The sequence below is a fragment of the Microcoleus sp. N9_B4 genome (genome assembly GCF_036701635.1).
Lineage (GTDB): Bacteria > Cyanobacteriota > Cyanobacteriia > Cyanobacteriales > Microcoleaceae > Microcoleus.
In genome coordinates this window covers 18,878-36,854 of record NZ_JAUBRC010000059.1, presented here as the reverse complement: position 1 = coordinate 36,854, position 17,977 = coordinate 18,878, and the positions used below count along the sequence as shown (strand labels likewise).

Annotated in this window: 13 protein-coding genes and 1 riboswitch; of the genes, 10 read left to right on the top strand and 3 right to left on the bottom strand. The window is 46.0% G+C overall.

Annotated features, from left to right (window positions below; translation table 11 throughout):
- Window positions 1–986: 986 nt before the first annotated feature.
- From QUA43_RS27035 to QUA43_RS27010, 6 genes are all read left to right on the top strand, one after another.
- Complete coding sequence (locus QUA43_RS27035) at window positions 987–1,268, top strand: 4a-hydroxytetrahydrobiopterin dehydratase (RefSeq protein ID WP_333378239.1); 282 nt, start codon at window positions 987–989, stop codon at window positions 1,266–1,268.
- Window positions 1,269–1,428: 160 nt separating this feature from the next.
- Window positions 1,429–3,078: an HD domain-containing phosphohydrolase gene (locus tag QUA43_RS27030; protein WP_333378236.1), complete on the top strand. Its 1,650-nt coding sequence runs from the start codon at window positions 1,429–1,431 to the stop codon at window positions 3,076–3,078.
- A 292-nt stretch (window positions 3,079–3,370) separates the two neighbouring features.
- Window positions 3,371–5,578 carry an iron uptake porin gene (locus QUA43_RS27025; RefSeq protein WP_333378233.1) on the top strand — a complete coding sequence of 736 codons (2,208 nt, stop codon included), beginning with the start codon at window positions 3,371–3,373 and terminating at the stop codon, window positions 5,576–5,578.
- 395 nt (window positions 5,579–5,973) lie between these two features.
- Entirely contained in the window at window positions 5,974–6,414 is a 441-nt protein-coding gene (locus tag QUA43_RS27020) for an RrF2 family transcriptional regulator (RefSeq protein WP_015176708.1), read from the top strand.
- 58 nt (window positions 6,415–6,472) lie between these two features.
- Complete coding sequence (gene cysK / locus QUA43_RS27015; RefSeq protein WP_333339373.1) at window positions 6,473–7,435, top strand: cysteine synthase A; 963 nt, start codon at window positions 6,473–6,475, stop codon at window positions 7,433–7,435.
- A gap of 372 nt (window positions 7,436–7,807) precedes the next feature.
- On the top strand, window positions 7,808–8,488 hold the full coding sequence (locus QUA43_RS27010; RefSeq protein ID WP_333378230.1) for a J domain-containing protein: 681 nt from the start codon (window positions 7,808–7,810) through the stop codon (window positions 8,486–8,488).
- Between the two features lie 84 nt (window positions 8,489–8,572).
- Here QUA43_RS27010 and QUA43_RS27005 read toward each other — a convergent pair whose 3' ends face one another.
- Window positions 8,573–10,072: a cyclic nucleotide-binding domain-containing protein gene (locus tag QUA43_RS27005; RefSeq protein ID WP_333378228.1), complete on the bottom strand. Its 1,500-nt coding sequence runs from the start codon at window positions 10,070–10,072 to the stop codon at window positions 8,573–8,575.
- 435 nt (window positions 10,073–10,507) lie between these two features.
- Here QUA43_RS27005 and QUA43_RS27000 point away from each other — a divergent pair, with 435 nt between their 5' ends.
- From QUA43_RS27000 to QUA43_RS26990, 3 genes are all read left to right on the top strand, one after another.
- Window positions 10,508–11,380, top strand: a complete 873-nt coding sequence (locus QUA43_RS27000; RefSeq protein ID WP_333378225.1) for a 6-carboxytetrahydropterin synthase — start codon at window positions 10,508–10,510, stop codon at window positions 11,378–11,380.
- A 224-nt stretch (window positions 11,381–11,604) separates the two neighbouring features.
- Window positions 11,605–13,806 (top strand): tetratricopeptide repeat protein, encoded by a 2,202-nt coding sequence (locus QUA43_RS26995; RefSeq protein ID WP_333378221.1) that lies wholly within the window; start codon window positions 11,605–11,607, stop codon window positions 13,804–13,806.
- Between the two features lie 326 nt (window positions 13,807–14,132).
- The gene (locus QUA43_RS26990) at window positions 14,133–14,693 is read left to right on the top strand and encodes a Uma2 family endonuclease (RefSeq protein WP_333378218.1); all 561 of its coding nucleotides are present in this window, start codon (window positions 14,133–14,135) and stop codon (window positions 14,691–14,693) included.
- A gap of 91 nt (window positions 14,694–14,784) precedes the next feature.
- Here QUA43_RS26990 and QUA43_RS26985 read toward each other — a convergent pair whose 3' ends face one another.
- Both QUA43_RS26985 and QUA43_RS26980 read right to left on the bottom strand, forming a co-directional pair.
- Complete coding sequence (locus tag QUA43_RS26985; protein WP_333378215.1) at window positions 14,785–15,249, bottom strand: HEPN domain-containing protein; 465 nt, start codon at window positions 15,247–15,249, stop codon at window positions 14,785–14,787.
- Entirely contained in the window at window positions 15,249–16,364 is a 1,116-nt protein-coding gene (locus tag QUA43_RS26980) for a DUF262 domain-containing protein (protein WP_333378213.1), read from the bottom strand. Before QUA43_RS26980 ends, QUA43_RS26985 begins: the two co-directional genes overlap by 1 nt.
- Before the next feature lie 134 nt (window positions 16,365–16,498).
- A riboswitch (TPP riboswitch) is annotated at window positions 16,499–16,595 on the top strand.
- Window positions 16,596–16,602: 7 nt separating this feature from the next.
- On the opposite strand from QUA43_RS26980, the gene thiC reads away from it, so the two are divergent.
- Entirely contained in the window at window positions 16,603–17,976 is a 1,374-nt protein-coding gene (thiC, locus tag QUA43_RS26975) for a phosphomethylpyrimidine synthase ThiC (protein ID WP_333378210.1), read from the top strand.
- The last annotated feature ends 1 nt before the right edge of the window (window position 17,977 follow it).

Sequence of the window (17,977 nt, the reverse complement as noted above, 5' to 3'; positions counted from 1 at the left end):
CGTGCTTGGATGGCTCCGACAGACCAACCCCACGAAAACTTCATCTTCCCTGAAGAAGTTCTGCCTCGCGGTAACGCTCTGTAATCAGCGCGAAATATCAAAATTTCCAACATTTTAAAAGGGTAAGATAAAGCAGTTTAGGCTTTACCCTTAATGCTTAAAAAGCTCCTGCCTGGTGGCGGGAGCTTTTTGTTTGCAGGAGTCGATCGAATTAGCGCCCTAAAAAAAGTTGAGTTTGTACAAAAACAAATTCTGCCTGCGGCTAGAACAACTTGTGTCTTTATATCTGGTTAACTCTCCTATCGGGCAAGAAATCGATCGACCTTTCCGCGCCGCCAGAGTTGCCATGCACCTGATAACCGCACAGCCCGGATTTTGAAGAGAATATAGGCAAATGGCTGAAACTGCGATCGTCCGCTTGCTGTAGAGATCGATCAGAGACCTTGCAGCAGCAGTAATTTGCCCTCATCTTACAAAAATCTCAATTTGCATCCCCCCACTTCTAATTCCTTGTGTTATTCTAATAATTGTGACTACTGGAATGATACTCAGAACGCAAGTTCTTCTGGTAACGCTGGCAATGGCTAGCGCACAAATCATCACCTTAAATCTTGTATTTAGGTGATGTGCGTTCAAATATAAAGCCATTTAGCTAAACCTGGAGGTGATGCCCATGATAGAAAGTAGTAAACGCATGGGTCATCAGATTGGAAACTACCGGCTGTGCGCCGGGGCCGCTCACTAGCAGTCAGCCGTCGTCTCCAACGGGAAACGACTTCCACGGGGAACCAGGCTGAGCTAGGGATTCTCCCGGCAGTCAGGTTCTAATCTGAAGACCCGCTAGACCGCTCTCACCTCAAATAGTGTTAAATCTTGAGTATTAAAACTTGAGACTAAACTCTATTGGTGAGAGCGGATAGTTTTTGGTCAGGTTTTCTACAGGTGGGCAGTTAATCTGCCATTGCTAATCCCAAAGAAAAAAAATTATGGCTGACCTACTTAACAATACTGAAATTCAAGAGCGCGCCAGTCAATTGTCAGGCTGGACGGTTGAAGCCAAACAACTGCGCTGTACCCGTTTATTTAAAGATTTTATCGAAGCGATCGCCTTTGTGAATAAGTTGGTCGCCCCCTCAGAAGCCGCAGCACATCACCCCGATATAGAAATTTCCTACAACAAAGTTACACTTAACTTGACAACTCACGATGCCGGAGGCTTAACTGAGAAAGACTTTGCCCTAGCCCAAGAGATTTCTACGCTAGATTAAAAGAGTGCTCGCTGGCCCCACAAGAACCACTGCATCTAGTCACAGTCCCCGATCGCGGAAAGCTCGCAAATAAAAAATCTACTTGGGGTTAAAATCTGGTGTGAAAAAGTCGAGAGGCCCAACGTTCAATGTATAAAAGGCTATTCCCCATCATCCGACCATGATCGTATTTGAAAAGCCAGAGTTCAAGAACGAGTCTGCGGCAGAAAAAACCGATCTGATAGAAAAGCTTTTAGATATTGGCGCGGCTCTGTCGAGCGCCCAAGATTTGGGCGACTTGTTAAACTTAATTTTATCCAAAAGTAGAGAAATTACCTACAGCGATGCTGGCAGTGTTTACTTAGTAGATCACAGCGACGAAACACCTAAGCTGCTGTTCAAGGTAGCGCAAAACGGTTCTAAACCCAGCCTGTCGTTTAAGGAGTTTGCCCTGCCACTGACAGACAAAAGCTTGGCGGGATACGTGGCAATTACAGGTCAAAGTTTGAACCTGTCTGATGCCTACGACTTACCCCCCGGCGTACCCTACCGGCTAGATACCAGTTTTGACAGGGATATTAATTACCGCACTTGCTCGGTAATGGTACTGCCGATGCAAAACCGACAGGGGGAGACAATAGGTGTACTGCAACTGATCAACCGCAAAACAAAGGCAGATACGGTGCTGACTGCAGACAATGCCTGGGAATCGACGCAGCAGTATTCGGAGTGGGAAGAAAGGATAGTTCGATCGCTCGCTTCTCAAGCAGCAATCTCGATCGAGCGCAATCAACTCCAAGACAGCATAGAACATTTGTTCGAGGGCTTCGTCAAAGCCTCGGTGCAAGTCATAGAAGCCAGAGACCCCTGTACCTACGGCCATTCAGAACGAGTAGCAGCCCTCACAGTACGCCTTTCAGAAGAAGTAAACACCGTCAGCAGCGGAGGACTGCGCTCTATTTACTTTAACAACCGCCAAATTCAAGAACTTCGCTACGCCGCCCTGCTGCACGATTTTGGCAAAATAGGAGTCCCCGAAGCAGTTTTGACCAAACAGAAAAAGCTTTACCCCGCACAGCTAGAAATCATTCGCCACCGCTTTGGCTTAGCTCAGCGGACGATGGAAATGGAATGCGTTCAGTCTAAATATAAATACTTGCTGGAGCATTCAGCCTACCGAAAACACCCCAGCCAGCAGCCCGAGTGCGCTCAATGCCAGGAAATCGAACAGCTAGACACTAAGCTAGCAGAGGCGAAAACCAGATTAGCAGAATACTGGGAAGTGCTGCTAGAGGCAAACGAGCCTCACATTTTGGCAGCAGAACCGCTAGCTCAACTGCGAGAAATTTCTCGACAAACTTACAGAGATATAGATGGGGCAAAGAAACCCCTGCTGAACCCAGACGAGATATTGCAATTGATGGTGTCGAGGGGCAACCTGACGCCGGAAGAACGATCGGCAATAGAATCTCATGTAACTCACACTTACGAGTTTCTGAAACAAATTCCTTGGACAAAGGATTTAAAAAATGTTCCAGACATTGCCTACGGACATCACGAAAAACTCGACGGCACAGGCTATCCGCGAGGTCTAAACAAGTCAGAAATTCCAATTCAAGCCCAATTGATGACGATCGCCGATATTTACGACGCCCTGACAGCAGGCGATCGCCCCTACAAGCGAGCTCTGCGAACAGAGGCAGCGATGAAAATTTTGCGGCAAGAAGCAGCTCACAACAAAATCAACGCTGATTTGTTAGAATTGTTCGATCATCGCCAAGTCTTTAGCGTCCTCGGGCACAGCTTGGAGGTTAAAGTCGAATCAGCCTAGACGAGTCGGGCGTGCTGTGCTAAAAAGTAGATAGGCGATCGGGCGCTATCAAGTGTCAGCCGTCAAATCAATCCACAACCCAAGCCTGGCCTGGTTTTGACGCAGTTGAGTAAAGGTTAAAAAACAGGCTCTGTGCAGCCGTCAGTCACATCTATATACTCGGTCAGCCCGAAAGAATCAAAAGAAAAAGTGAATTTTAGGTCTCTTTTTAGAGTATGCTAGTTGAGCAACGACTGACCACATAGAAGACTAGAAAAGTTTCTCTGTAATCGGTGTGAGGATGAGAGTGAATATGTCGAAATTTTTGTGGAGTTACTTACTAATCAGCCCAGCAGTCTTAGGAGCTACCCTAGTAGTTTCTTCGAGCGCGATGGCAGCAGACGCTCAGCAGGCTGCTGATGCGCTCAATCCATCTGTCGCAAAAGCTGAAACCGCTGAAACCTCCGAAGCGAAACTAAATGCTTTAGCTGCTGTTTCCGAAACAACGGCAGCCTCCGAGCCAGTAGAAGAAATTTCCCAAGTCGCTGGCACCCAAACCCAGGCAGCGACAGCAGATTTTGCTACGGCTGCAATTGAAAGTGCGATCGTCGGAGCCAACACAGCCCCAGCAGACGCAAATCCCCAAGCGGCATCACAACCTACAAGTGAATCTTTAGCCGCAGTTGAGCAAACAGTCGCTCAACCAGTAGAAAATTCGGTCCCAGCGGCCCAACTAGAAATTCCAGCCGCGGCAGCTACCGCTGTCCCAGAGGAAATCGGTGCAGTTCAATTAGAAACTCCAGCCCCAGCAGTGGCAGAGTCGGCAGTGGCAGAGTCGGCAGAACAAAGTTTGCCACAACCGGCTGAATCTTTAGCCCAAACTGCCGCACCACAAGAGCAAAATCCAGCCGCCACATTAGAACAGCTCAACCAGTACAGCAGCGAAGGTGCTGCCGGCGGCGAAACTCAAGGTCAAGTCACCTCTGTTTCCCAACTTTCCGACGTGCGGCCCACAGACTGGGCATTCCAAGCACTGCAATCCCTAGTCGAGCGCTACGGCTGTATTGCCGGGTATCCCGACGGCACCTTCCGTGGCAACCGGGCAATGACTCGCTACGAATTCGCAGCCGGTTTAAATGCTTGCTTAGACAAGGTGAGCGAGCTAATTAGAGGTGGCACTGGCAACTTCGCTACGAGAGATGACTTGGCAGCCCTGCAACGGCTCCAAGAAGAATTTGCAGCGGAACTGGCAACCCTGCGCGGTCGCGTCGATGCTCTGGAAGCTCGGACATCCGAACTCGAAGCCAACCAATTCTCCACCACTACTAAGCTGACTGGGGAAGCTATTTTCGCTCTCAGCGATGACTTTGGTGGCAACGTTGGCTTGTTTGGCACAGACAACAGAAGACTAGGCAGCGACAACAACGAAGCTGTCTTCCAACAACGGGTGCGCCTGAATTTAAATACGAGCTTCACAGGCAGAGACTTACTGTTGACACGGCTTCAAGTCGGCAACGGTGGCAACTTCAACCTTGGGGCTACAAGCGAAGGCACTCAAACTTGGAACGTAGTCGGCAGAACCGACAACGTTGTTGCCCTCGACACCTTGCTATATAAGTTCCCCGTCGGTCAGCGACTGAACGTTACCCTTGCAGCAAACAATGTTGTGTGGGACGACATTATGCCGACTGTCAACCCTTACTTTGAAGACTTTGACGGTGGCAACGGATCACTGAGTGCCTTTGGACAGCGCAACCCCATCTACCGCTTGGGCGGTGGCGCAGGTATTGGCTTTGACTATGCCTTCGGCGGCAGGGGCTTGCTGGGCGGCGTGTTCGGCCCAACTTCTTTGTCCTTTGGCTATTTGGCGTCAAATGCAGCCAGTCCGGCTAGGGGTGCAGGCTTGACGAACGGCGACTACACGGCGATGGGTCAGTTGACTTTTACCCCCGGACGCAACTTGCAAGTTGCTTTCAACTACAACCACGGTTACTTTAACAGAGGTAACTTTGGGTTTGACAACGGTTTCGGGGCCAGCGTCCCCGGCGGTTTCACCGGTACCGGCGTGGCTAATTCTCTCAACGGTTTGAGCGAAGGCTTTGAGGGCTTCAATGCTCGCAAAGTTGTCAGCAACTCCTACGGTGCTCAGGCTTCGTTGCGACTGAGCCCGAGGTTTATCCTTGGTGGCTGGGCTGGTTTAACCAATGCCCGCATTCTCGGCATCGGCGATGCGAGAATCTGGAACTACGCTGTCACCTTGGCTTTGCCTGATTTAGGGAAAGAAGGCAACTTGCTAGGGTTCGTGGTAGGTCGTGAGCCTTACTTGGATAAACTTGAAGCTGCAAGCAGTTTGCGGAGCTTCCGCAACGATGATTCCTATCACGTTGAAGGGTTCTACAAGTTTCAGCTCTCGGACAACATTTCTGTTACTCCGGGCGTGATTTGGGTGACAAATCCTAATCAAGATGACCGTAATGATGACATCATCATTGGTACTCTGAGAACTACTTTCACGTTCTAAGAGCGGGTTAGAGGAGGCAGGGAGGTTATAACCTCTCTGCTGGCCACTCTAAAGGCCAAGTTTAGCCCTGCCTAGCGCAGGGCTTTTTTGTTGGCGGGAGGAAGGGGGCGCCAAGAATATATTAAAAATTAAAAATTATCAGTCAGAGAGGCAGACAACCAGGTTTCTTGAGGTAAGGCTGTGGTGGAAGGGGAGGAAGTCGAAACGAGAAACTGGGTTTGTTGGGTTCAGATTGCCGATCGTTCCAAGGATGAAGTGATGAAAGTCGCTCAAGTTCAGTGGAAAACCGGGGTATAATAAGAGGTAAAGTTAGGAGTTAGAATTTGAAACTCAACATTGATGAGAATTTTAATATCTGAACTTAGGGGTTGATTATTCTGATATTTGAAGCAATTATGGTAGAACTCTCCTGTAAAAGCGAATACGCAATCTTAGCTTTGCTGGAGCTTGCCGATTGCTACGATGAAGGCGAGCCTCTGCAAATTCGCCAGATAGCGGCTCAGCAAAATATTCCCGATCGATATCTAGAGCAGTTGCTTGCTACTATGAGACGCTGCGGGCTGATTCGTAGCCAGCGAGGAGCTAAGGGAGGTTATATCTTGGCGAGGGAACCGTGGAAAATTACCCTCCTAGAAATTATCAACTGTCTCGAAGGCTCAGAGTTCGATCGATCTGAAAAAGACTCGCCTGCTCAAACTGTAGAAAGTGCGGTAATTTGGGAAGTTTGGCAAGAAGCTCGATCGATTGCCAACTCAGTTTTGCAAAAATATACGCTACAGGATCTGTGCGAAAAGCGCAATGGCAGACGGCAGCTCGATATCATGTATTACATCTAGTTAAAATATTGCAAACTAGGAATTAACATTTACTTTCAACCACAAACTGACAAAGATTATGCGTATTGCTGGCGACATTACAGAATTGGTAGGGCGGACGCCCTTAGTGCAACTCAACCGCATTCCCCAAGCTGAAGGCTGCGTGGCTCGGATTGTGGTAAAACTCGAAGGCATGAATCCGGCAGCATCGGTGAAAGACCGCATCGGTGTCAATATGGTCAATCAAGCCGAGGCCGAAGGGCTGATTAGTCCAGGGAAAACGGTTTTAGTTGAACCGACTTCTGGCAATACCGGAATTGCTCTGGCAATGGTGGCGGCGGCTAAGGGCTACCAGTTGATTTTGACCATGCCGGATACGATGAGCACCGAACGCCGATCGATGCTGCGAGCTTACGGGGCCCAACTAGAACTGACTCCCGGAATTGAGGGCATGAGTGGCTGCATCCGCCGCGCTCAAGAGATTGTAGACAAAACTCCCAATGCGTATATGTTGCAGCAGTTTCGGAATCCAGCGAACCCCCAGGTTCACCGTTCGACCACGGCTGAGGAAATTTGGGAAGATACAGACGGCGAGGTGGATTTCCTGATTTCGGGAGTCGGCACCGGCGGTACGATTACGGGTGTCGCAGAGGTGATTAAGTCGCGGAAACCCGAGTTTAAGGCGATCGCCGTTGAGCCGGCCAATAGTCAGATACTGTCGGGCGGAAAGCCAGGGCCTCACAAAATTCAAGGTATCGGTGCTGGTTTTGTGCCGCCGGTGCTGAATGTCGATTCGATCGACGAAATTATAGTTGTTACCGATGACGAGGCGATCGCCTATGGCCGCCGCTTGGCCAGAGAAGAAGGACTTTTGTCCGGTATTTCCAGCGGTGCAGCACTATGTGCGGCGGTGAAAGTCGGCAAGCGTCCCGAAAATGCAGGGAAATTGATTGTGATGATTCAGCCTAGCTTCGGCGAACGCTATCTCAGCACTCCCTTGTTCCAAGATCCAGAACTCAATCTGGCGATGGCCCTTAACTAGGCTAGCCTCCGGCCCAAGTCGCAGAAATAGAGAGCAGGGCGTATAGTGTACGCCCTGCTTGGCTTTTGAGTTTAAAGAATAGCCATAGGTTGTAGTGGGCGCAGAGCGTTCTTGTGGCGAAGGAAGAGAAAAGAACAGAAGGATCTAACTGTTGGTGGGAGCAGGGCTATAGGAGTCCTCAATGTCGATCGGCTTACCACTTCCAAAGCCTCAATGTTTTTCTAAATTAGATTTATGATAAGTTGAAAACTGAGGTTTTTTACTGACAATTTTTGACATTTATATCAGATAAATACTTAAAAAATTAGCAAATCATGATATTTTTGTCAAGCACTTTTTCACAGATTATCCAGATTTCAAGGAAATAACAGCGTGTCTTCCGTTATCAATCACTACAAAACCCTAAAGATTAGCCCAACCGCAACACAAGCCGAGATTAAACAAGCATACCGCCGTTTAGTCAAATTATTTCATCCAGACAGCCGCAGCGACACAGCGGGTCACGAAGAAATTGTCCGCCTCAATGCAGCCTATGAAATATTAGGAGACGCCCAGCACAGACAATCATACGATCGCCAACTTTCCCAGGAAAGTGAACAGGAATCACCCGGCGCACCAAACGTCAGCCGCCAGCAAAAACAAACAGCAAGGGACGCGGATGAACTAATGGAACAGTGGCTGATTAAAGTATACAAACCAGTCAATAGAATGCTCAACAGCATCTTGAAGCCGCTTAAAAAAGAAATAGACGAATTGTCAGCAGATCCGTTTGATGACGAACTGATAGAAAAGTTTCAAGTTTATATCGAAACCAGCCGCGAGTTCCTCAAAAAAGCTCATAACTTTCTTACATCAATGCCCAATCCATCTAATGTAGCCGGAGTTGCCGCCCATCTCTACTACTCTATCAATCAAATCGGAGACGGCATAGAAGAATTGTATTTATTTACCCTCAATTATGACGATCGCCACTTGCACACTGGTCAAGAACTGTTTAGAATTGCCGCTAGACTGCGGCGGGAAGCGCAGGATGAATTAAAAATTAAAAGTTAAAAAAGCAGATTGTTCCCTCTTCCCTCTTCCCTCTTCCCTCTTCCCTCTTCCCTCTTCCTTCTTCCTTCTTCCTTCTTCCCTCTTTCAAATTCCAAAAAGAACTTGAATTCGCTTGCGAATTTTAATAAAAGGAGTTTGTCCCAGAGAGTCGCCATCTAACAATCCCAAATCTCTCAAAGCTTGCTGGCGTTCCGACAATTTTTGAGCAATCTGATCGGCTAAATTGGGTTGTTCTCTTAAAAGTTTTTGCAAATCGTGACGTTCCACCACAAACAAAATTGCATCTTCGCTAGTTTTAACAGTCGCCGTTCTCGGAGTACCCAACAGCAAAGATATTTCCCCAAAAAACTCGCCCTCATGAAGCGTAGCAATATACTGACCGGCTTTTTGAGAAAGAACTTCTACAGTACCCGACAGAATAATATAAAAAGAATCGCCAGGGTCATTTTCTTTACATACCACCTGTCCCGCTGGAAACAGTTGTCGGTAGCCGTATTCAATTAACTGCCGCAGTTCTAAATCCGTACACTGTTCAAAATAAGTTACTCGCCGCAACAAATCTCGCAGTGTCCAATTATTAGGGGATTTAGGCCCTGGATTTTTATGTTCAGAAACGGGGAGATTAGATTTGATGTCGGCTGAATGTTTGGCATTCTGCGGAAAAACTTGGCCGTTGGAATTATTGTCTTTGTTATTGTGAAAAAGTTGAGTTAACTCTTGCGGGTTTCGCAGCCACAAATCGCGCTGGGGAAAGGGAATTTCGATATTCCGGTGGCGCAATTCGTAATCTATTAAAAAATTCACGGCACTTTTAATAGCATCGCTTTCCTGCGGCTGGTCAATCCAAACTAAAAGTTCAAAATTTAAAGCGTTATCTCCAAAACCGTGAAACCATACTTTAGGAGAAGGATGGGACAAGACATTCGATTCCATCCGCGCCGCAATTAACAGCGCTTCCGTAACTATTACGGGGTCAGATCCGTAAGCAACACCGACGGGGATGTGGATGCGGCATCTGGGGTCTTTGTAACTCCAGTTAATAATGTTAGTTTCTACAAACTTAATATTTGGTATGATTACAAATAGACCGTCAATTGTTTTAATAATTGTGGAACGGATCGAAATTGTTTCTACTGTTCCTAATAAGTTGTCTATTTCAATAAAGTCTCCGACTCTAATTTGGTGCTCGAATAGCAGGGTGAGACCGCTGATAAAGTTGCTGGCGAGATTTTGCAAGCCGAAGCCAAAACCAATGCCGACAACGCCAGCTAAGACCGCGAGAGAAGTGAGGTTGATGCCGGCACCTTGCAGGACGAATATACAGCCAAGCGTTGCTAAAATATAGCTAATGATGGTGGAAATTGCTTCTCGACTGCCGCGATTCAATCCCATCCGAACTAGGACGCTGCGCTTGATGCCTTCGCTGATAATCTTAGCTATAATGAAGGCAAATATAGCTAAGATTATCAGTTTGACGATCGCACTGATGGACAGATGAGTGTCCCCGATATAGAATAGCGGGGTTGTCATCGCACCCCAGAAATGTTCAAAAAAGCGATCGGCTCGTGCAGTAATCGAATTCATTAATATTGGGTAATGGGTAATTGGTGATTAGTTTTTAGCGCAACTGAACGGCCAACGGCTAACTATTGCAGAGCTTAGGCGAAAAACTCGAACTGTGGAGTGTCCTGTGTGGCAAAAAAGTCGATTCCCTACCCTTCGGGAACGTTCCGCGAACGGAATAGCTCAGCTTCACCCACTCTCTCAAAGACTCGTAACTGATGGGTTAGTAACTGATGGCGAAAAACTATTTTGTAGCGGTATTTTCTGCCGGGTATCTGTGTTGTGGCGTAAAATGGGCCCTGCGGCGCGATCGGCGACTTGTGACCAATATTGGGAAAATTGGTAGAAATTCATTTACAGCACCCTCAAATAATCGAAAAATTCCAGCAAAAATTAGTTTATCCTTAAGAAGTAAGTCCTTTACAGAACTTAACAAGCTTACCCTAATTGACTTTTATGCAGTGCATCATCAATCGTCGGGCACAGTTTTCGGCGAGTCACCGGTACTGGCTACCGGAGTTGAGCGAAGCCGAGAACTTTGAGCGTTTTGGCCCAACTGCCCGCGCACCGGGACACGGACACAATTACGTCCTTTACGTTTCCATGATAGGCGAACTCGACGAGTACGGCATGGTGCTCAACCTGTCTGATGTCAAGCACGTCATCAAGCGGGAAGTTACCAAGGATCTCGATTTTTCCTTTCTCAACGAAGCATGGCCGGAATTTGAGCAGACTCTGCCAACTACCGAAAACATAGCACGGCAAATTTGGCTGCGGCTAGCCCCTCATTTACCTGTGAGTAAAATTCAATTGTTTGAACATCCCGAACTTTGGGCTGAATATTTAGGAAACGGAATGGAAGCTTATTTAACTTTGTCCACTCATTTTAGCGCGGCCCATCGGTTGGCTCGTCCCGATTTGAGCTTTGAAGAAAACTCGGAAATTTATGGCAAATGTGCTCGTCCCAACGGTCACGGTCACAACTATCATTTAGAGGTGACTGTTAAAGGGGAAATTGATGCGCGGACTGGCATGATTGCTGATTTGGGAGCTTTGCAAAAAGCTATTGACGATTATGTTGTTGAACCGTTCGATCACACTTTTTTAAATAAGGATATTGCTTATTTTGAGAACGTTGTGCCGACTGCGGAGAATATTGCAGTTCGGATCGGGCAATTATTGCGATCGCCCGTTCGGGAATTGGGCGCCCAGTTGCACAAGATTAAGCTGATGGAAAGTCCGAATAATAGCTGTGAAATTTTTGGCGCTGATTTAGAGGAAGTGGCGGCACAAAGTCAGCAGCCGGAAGCGATTTTAGCTGGGGTTTAAAGCTAAAAATTGGGTCGGTTGGGGCGGGTTCACCCGGATATTGGGCTAATTGTGCAGATTGGTAAACCCGCCCTACCAGCCTAATGATGATTCCGAGGGTTATTCAACCGGATTAGGCGCGAGAATATATTTTTGGACAAAAGTTCCACAGCCAGAATTCTTGGCACTTTTCCTGAAAAGTCAGGCGGCGCGCGTATTTTGGAGATAGTTAGTCAGCATTCCTCATGTCAGCTATTCTAACTGCTGAGACTATGAGGCCGATCGCCCGATCGCTGACAACCAAGCACCAATTTCTCCTAAATGAGTTGACGTTTATGCGCGTCTCTAATCTAGCTCTCTTGACTCTGGCCGCCCTCGCATCCCAGAATTTAACTGCTAATACTAGCACCAATCCTGCTGCACCTCCTATTTCTCCTCAGACACCGCAAGCTAGCAACTTTGTTGATGCCGTTAATACTGAATCCCGTCGGGCTGAGTCAATTAGTGAGCCTGAGACGATCGCCCACGAACAATTTTCCCCAAATACTACCGTATCTCGTCGGGCTGAGTCAATTAGCGAGCCTGAGACGATCGCCCACGAACAATTTTCCCCACGAATTGCTGTAAAATCGCCGACAGGTTTGCTGGTAGCGGCCGCTCAACCCGATTTATCTGCTAGTGCAAAAACCAAGGCGAATACTCCTGCTGCATCCGGCGATGAACTAACAAAATCTTTACAAGAAACCTGGCTGGCTAAATTAATCGAAACAGGGGTTGAAAGCAATCCTCAAGTTCGCGAGGTTTTCGCTTTTATCTCCCCGTCTAGTGGCAGTGAGGAATCGGGATATGGTTTTAATAGTACCATAACTCTCCTCAATATTTTGCTAATTCTTGGTACTGTATTTCCACCAGTGACAATTGCCTTTTTTTGGATGATGCGACGGCTGATCGTCAAACAGTTGGTTGCTGATGCCAATAAACGATTGCAGGGCATTGGTGTATTGGAATCCGAGCTCATAAATTCTAGCCAACTGAATCAAAAGTTGAAGGATGAATTAGAAGCGCAAATGGGTGCAGCTAAACAATCTATTGATTTTTTAACTAGAGAAACTGAACTTTCCAAATCTTCCGTGGAGCAAATTGAGACTCTCAAATCTCAATTTATCATGCACCTGCAAGTTTTGCTGAGAGAAGTTGACGAGAAAAAATCTCAAATTGTTCAAGAAATTGCCCAAGTTCCCGCAGTTGTTGCCAAAGAAGCTCTCAAAATCGCACCTCAACCGCCGTTAAACAATTCCCAAAATTCGCAAACTGCACCCCCTAGCGACGCAAATTTCATTGCGGACGATTATATCAAGCAAGGCGAAGGGCTTTATCTTCAAGGCAATTATGATGAAGCAGTAGTCTGCTTGGAAAAAGCTATTTTAACGAATAATAATTTGGATGAGGCTTGGTATTGGCGCGGAAATGTGTTAATAAGATTGCAGCGCGAGGAAGAAGCACTCGCCTGTTACGACCAAGCACTATCAATTAGACCGGATAACTACGAAGCGTGGTATAATAAAGCGATTTTGCTGGGAAAATTGCAGAGGTACGAAGAGGCGATCGCCTGTTACGAGCGAGCAAGTTCGAGCGAGTCCATAAAATACGGTTGTTGGCACAGCATAGCGGCTTTGTTGGGTAAATTGCAGCATTACGAAGAAGCGATCGCCAGTTACGATCGCGCCCTCGCTATCAAAGCAACCGACAGCGAAATTTGGCACAACCGAGGTGCAATGCTGGCCAAAGTACAGCAGTACGCAGCAGCAGTCGAATCTTACGATCGCGCTCTTGAACTCAATTCCAAGAGATATGAAACTTGGTACAATCGAGGCAATATGCTGTGGAGACTGCTGCGCTACAGCGATGCTATTGATTCTTACGATCGGGCGATCGCCATCCGGCCCGATAAATACGAAGTTTGGTACAATAGAGCCGCTGTGTTCGGAAAAATGCAGCGATATCAAGAATCGATCGAATCCTACGACAAAGCAATCGCCCTTAAACCGCAGGATTTTGAAGTGTGGCACAACCGAGGCGCAGCTTTCGACAAACTGTCGCAGCACGAAGCAGCAATTGCCTCTTACGAATCCGCAATTACCCTTAATTCCGAGTGTTACGAAGCTTGGTTTGCCAAAGGCGAATCTTTGGCCAAATTGCAGCGCCATGAAGAAGCGATCGCAGCTTATGAGAAAGCGATTGCTATTAAGTCAGACTCCTACGATGCTTGGCGTCATGTGGGGATAGCTTTGTCAGAATTAAAGCGGTATGAGGAAGCAATGGCAGCTTACGATCAAGCTATTGCCATCAAACCAGAAAATGCCGAAGCTTGGCGCGATCGCGGCGCAATTGTATCAGAATTAAAGCAGGATACAGACAAAATTGATTCCGGGGAAAAAGAGACTTAAATTTACTCCAAATCCGGTTGTTCAAAATTCATAAGTGTCAGGTAATTGGAAGGCAAACCCTACTTTTTAGTTGGGAATGGATGAGAAAATTTTGCCTGTATATCGAGAGAAACTTTGGCGATGACAATCATATTTAGCTGTATAAATTGTTGAAAATAAACCATTTATACAGCTATTTTTTCGGATTTAACAAAGTTTAATAGCGGAAACTTAAAGGCTTTTTGTCTGAGGTTTCTCATCTAAATTTTTCCTCTTTTAGCCGCTCTGTTTGGGGCGGTTTTTTTTATGGTAAATTTAGGTAAGCTGCAAACAAGGAGAATAGTTATATGTCTGTTCAGCTTCAAAAAATGTTATTTACAGTAAAAGAATATCATTTAATGACTGAGGTTGGTATTCTCTCGGAGGGCGATCGAGTGGAATTGATAGAAGGAGAGATTGTTAAAATGGCTGCAATTGGAACTCGTCATGCAAGTTGTGTGCGACGACTGATCCGCAGTTTTAGCGTGATTCCACAAAATCTTGCTATTTTGGGTGTCCAAGACCCTATCCAGTTGACGGAGCGCACTGAACCTCAACCGGATGTTGTATTGCTGCAATCTCGTGCTGATTACTACGCCACAGCCCATCCAGTACCGTCTGAAGTTTTGCTGTTAGTGGAGGTTTCAGATAGTACGGTTGATTATGACAGAGATGTGAAAGTATCCATTTACGCGCGATCGCTAATTCAGGAAGTTTGGCTGGTAGATTTAGTTGAAAATTGTTTGGAAGTCTACCGTCAGCCCGGCCCGAACGGTTATGGTTTAATGCTCAAGTTTTGGCGCGGTCAACAAGTTGCGCCGCTGGCTTTTCCCGAGTTTGTAGTGAGTGTTGATTTTATATTGGGTTAGAACTATCGCCGATGATATAATAAGAGCTATTGCTAAATTTAGCTCTGTCATCAAAACAAGAGACGGCTAAGAATGAGGTTGGTATAATACTTCATTTATTGCATTGATTTTCTATCAACTCAATTACCTCAATAGCCCGATCATAGTAACTTTTTATCTGACTGTAGCTGATTCCAACTGAACCACCATGTGCAATCTGATTCCTGTTATTGGCAATACTATCAACTGCATCTTTTAGTTCACCTTCTGTTTCGCGCCTCAGATCATTTTCCCACTCTTTGCTAAACAACCCTGTTAATTGAAGAATTTTCTCCATCTTAGGATTCTGAAAATCCTCTAGCTTCCCCTCAACAAAGTTAGCCACTTGTGGTATGGCTTTGTTTCTAGCATACTCTCTATAAATTAGACGCACAGAAGTCTCTAAAAATCCCGATACTAAAATACATAAATATCTAGCCCAATGAGATTGAAGATCGGTATCTCCCGAGAAAGCTGTAATTTTTTTAAACAAATTGTCAAGTCTCTGCTTATTGCTGATGATATCTCTGTTTTTCATTACAATGCAGCAAAAACTTTGGTAGCAATTTCAATTCTACTATTAACAGCATTCTCCTCAGTAGTACGAGCTGTATCAACTGTAAAACGACGGAATTTTTCGTCATCCAAAAGATTTTGATAGATATCTTTTAATGTGTCACTCTTATCAATTTTACCTTGTTCTAATCTGCGGGCTATACCTATCATCACAGCGTCAAAAACAGCAGCATTAATCAATTTCTTGGGTTTAAAAGCTCGCTCACCTAGAGATTGATGAATAACTTCAATAGTTTGCTCAAATGCTTGTCTTATTTGAGGCGGTGAATGTAAGTTCAAACGTTGATTTTTACCCATGAATTGATTGAGAAATTCTTTCATGGGCTTATGATAATTATCACCATTAAAATATAGTGCTAAAAATCTCAGAATAAGTTCTTCATCCCGCATTCTTGAGTCATATTTTCCAAAAATGTCTCGCCATGAATTATTTTCATTTAATTCTTTAAGTAAATCTTTGAATTCCCCATGATAAATACAGGCTCTAATTTCTTGAGACGTGAGTATTTTACCCCCTGTATTCAACCGTTCAAAAATATAATAGATGCTACTGTTATCATCAGAAGGCTCATCTTGCTTGACAATCGTAGCGTGTAATATGGAATCATCCAAACTCCGGCGATATTCTGATGGCAAAGACTTGTATGTAGCCCCCTCCAACTTGGACTGCACATTCTTGAGGGCAAACTCTCTTTTGGTGGGCTCAAAGATTCCCTCATAAAAATACTGAAGTGTACGTAACCTCTGCAATCCATCAATTACTAACAACTTGTGCGTGTCTTGCTCTTTTGAGAGGAATATTCCGGGAACCGGAAGACCTAGCAAAAGAGATTCGATAAAACGGGAGGCATCATTAATTTTCCACACATAAGCCCTTTGGAATGAAGGGACATATATGCTGCCGTCTTGGATGCGTCTAACAAGACTATCAAGGGTATAGTCCGCTCCATAACTGGTGATGGAGTATCTGAAGATAATTTTTTCATCTGGCTCCTCTTCCAGAGTATTTTCAATCAAGTTTTCCTCCTTGATAGTTTCTTGCTCTTGTGTCGTAATTGTCTGACCTCGATCTGACATACCGCTTTACCTACTCTGAATTACTCTATTATAGCCAATACTCTTTCTCCCTCGCTCGCTCCCCTCATCTATCTCTCAATATTAAGATTTCCTTAGTGGCTGGCGTCGCGACCAGAAATCGGTGATACAATCAACAGCTTAGCTAGGGGTGCCCGAATATCCGGGCTGAGAAAACACCCTTAGAACCTGAGTCTGGGTAATACCAGCGGAGGGAAGCTGTTTATCAAGGAAATTAAATATGCGTACCGAATGGATCGCTAAGCGTAGCGGGCAGAGCAATGTATCTCAAATGCACTACGCCCGCCAAGGTGTAATTACTGAGGAAATGCACTTTGTTGCTAAGCGAGAGAATCTCCCGCCAGAACTGATCCGCGCCGAAGTAGCGCGGGGACGGATGATTATTCCCGCTAACATCAATCACACGAATTTGGAACCGATGGCGATCGGCATTGCGTCTAAATGCAAAGTCAATGCTAATATCGGTGCATCTCCCAACTCTTCCAATATGGAAGAAGAAGTTGACAAGCTTAAATTAGCAGTGAAATACGGCGCTGATACCGTGATGGACTTGTCCACCGGCGGCGGCAATTTGGATGAAATTCGCACTACGATTATCAAAGCTTCACCGGTGCCGATCGGTACTGTACCAATTTACCAAGCTCTAGAAAGCGTTCATGGTAATATGGAAAGTCTGACGCCCAATGACTTTCTTCACATCATTGACAAACACGCTCAACAAGGTGTTGATTACCAAACAATTCACGCCGGAATTCTGATCGAGCATTTGCCGTTGGTAAAAAATCGGTTGACTGGGATTGTCTCTCGCGGCGGCGGCATTTTGGCGCGGTGGATGCTGCATCACCACAAACAAAATCCCCTCTACACTCACTTTAACGACATCATTGAAATCTTCAAAAAATACGATGTTTCGTTTAGTTTGGGAGATTCTCTGCGCCCCGGTTGTACTCACGATGCCTCGGATGAAGCTCAATTAGCTGAACTCAAAACTTTGGGACAATTAACTCGCAAAGCTTGGGAACATGACGTGCAGGTAATGGTGGAAGGCCCCGGCCACGTGCCGATGGATCAAATTGAGTTTAATGTCAAGAAACAAATGGAGGAATGTTCGGAAGCACCCTTCTATGTTTTGGGGCCGTTGGTGACAGATATTGCGCCTGGATACGACCACATTACCTCAGCAATTGGGGCCGCGATGGCTGGTTGGTACGGTACTGCAATGCTGTGTTACGTGACGCCGAAGGAACACTTAGGATTGCCGAATGCTGAGGATGTCAGAAACGGGCTGATTGCTTACAAAATCGCGGCTCACGCAGCAGATATTGCACGGGGCCGTCCGGGTGCGCGCGATCGCGATGATGAACTCTCGAAAGCGCGTTACAATTTCGATTGGAACCGTCAATTTGAGCTGTCATTAGATCCAGAACGGGCAAAGGAATATCACGACGAAACTTTGCCGGCGGATATCTACAAAACTGCTGAATTCTGTTCAATGTGCGGGCCTAAGTTCTGTCCCATGCAGACTAAGGTTGATGCCGATGCTTTGACGGAATTAGAGAAGTTTTTGGCTAAGGAACCTGTAGCCCAAAGCTAAT

Coding starts and splice junctions, on each gene's coding strand:
- QUA43_RS27035 (WP_333378239.1), top strand. CDS start 987: ATGGCTGACCTACTTAACAATACTGAAATTCAAGAGCGCGCCAGTCAA.
- QUA43_RS27030 (WP_333378236.1), top strand. CDS start 1,429: ATGATCGTATTTGAAAAGCCAGAGTTCAAGAACGAGTCTGCGGCAGAA.
- QUA43_RS27025 (WP_333378233.1), top strand. CDS start 3,371: ATGTCGAAATTTTTGTGGAGTTACTTACTAATCAGCCCAGCAGTCTTA.
- QUA43_RS27020 (WP_015176708.1), top strand. CDS start 5,974: ATGGTAGAACTCTCCTGTAAAAGCGAATACGCAATCTTAGCTTTGCTG.
- cysK (WP_333339373.1), top strand. CDS start 6,473: ATGCGTATTGCTGGCGACATTACAGAATTGGTAGGGCGGACGCCCTTA.
- QUA43_RS27005 (WP_333378228.1), bottom strand. CDS start 10,072: ATGAATTCGATTACTGCACGAGCCGATCGCTTTTTTGAACATTTCTGG.
- QUA43_RS27000 (WP_333378225.1), top strand. CDS start 10,508: ATGCAGTGCATCATCAATCGTCGGGCACAGTTTTCGGCGAGTCACCGG.
- QUA43_RS26995 (WP_333378221.1), top strand. CDS start 11,605: ATGTCAGCTATTCTAACTGCTGAGACTATGAGGCCGATCGCCCGATCG.
- QUA43_RS26990 (WP_333378218.1), top strand. CDS start 14,133: ATGTCTGTTCAGCTTCAAAAAATGTTATTTACAGTAAAAGAATATCAT.
- QUA43_RS26985 (WP_333378215.1), bottom strand. CDS start 15,249: ATGAAAAACAGAGATATCATCAGCAATAAGCAGAGACTTGACAATTTG.
- QUA43_RS26980 (WP_333378213.1), bottom strand. CDS start 16,364: ATGTCAGATCGAGGTCAGACAATTACGACACAAGAGCAAGAAACTATC.
- thiC (WP_333378210.1), top strand. CDS start 16,603: ATGCGTACCGAATGGATCGCTAAGCGTAGCGGGCAGAGCAATGTATCT.